At 79.2% G+C, this 360-nt stretch carries 1 protein-coding gene; it reads right to left on the bottom strand.

Annotated elements, in window-relative coordinates; all coding sequences use genetic code 11:
- Positions 1 to 360, bottom strand: a 360-nt coding sequence (locus GTW08_RS06935; protein ID WP_255497465.1) for an amidase family protein, incomplete at both ends; no start/stop codon positions are given.

The raw sequence follows: 360 nt of genomic DNA, 5'->3' as shown, positions 1-360 counted from the left end.
AGCGCGGCCGCCCCGCCCGACGACGCGCCGGCCGAGAAGCGCGGGTCCCACGGGTTGCGGGTCGGCTCGGCGTCGGCGAACTCGGTGGAGGCGTTCAGCCCGTACTCCGGCATCCGGGTCGTGCCCAGCAGGTCCAGCCCGCACGCGAGCAGCTGCCGGGTCACCTCGGCGTGCTCGCGCGACGGGGCGGGGACGAACGCCCGGGTGCCGTGGCCCGCGGGCCAGCCCCGGACCTCGACGTTGTCCTTGACCAGCGTCGGCACCCCGGCCAGCGGACCGCCGGCGTCCCCGGTGACGGGGTCGGCGGTGCGGTCCAGGGCGAGGCCGTGCAGGTGCGGCTCGACCCGGGCGGCGCGCGCG

The sequence above is a fragment of the Pseudonocardia sp. SID8383 genome, assembly GCF_009864975.1.
In the GTDB taxonomy this organism is placed as follows: domain Bacteria; phylum Actinomycetota; class Actinomycetes; order Mycobacteriales; family Pseudonocardiaceae; genus Pseudonocardia; species Pseudonocardia alni.
Note: the sequence above shows the minus strand (reverse complement) of the source record. Positions and strands in the feature narration are given on the sequence as shown.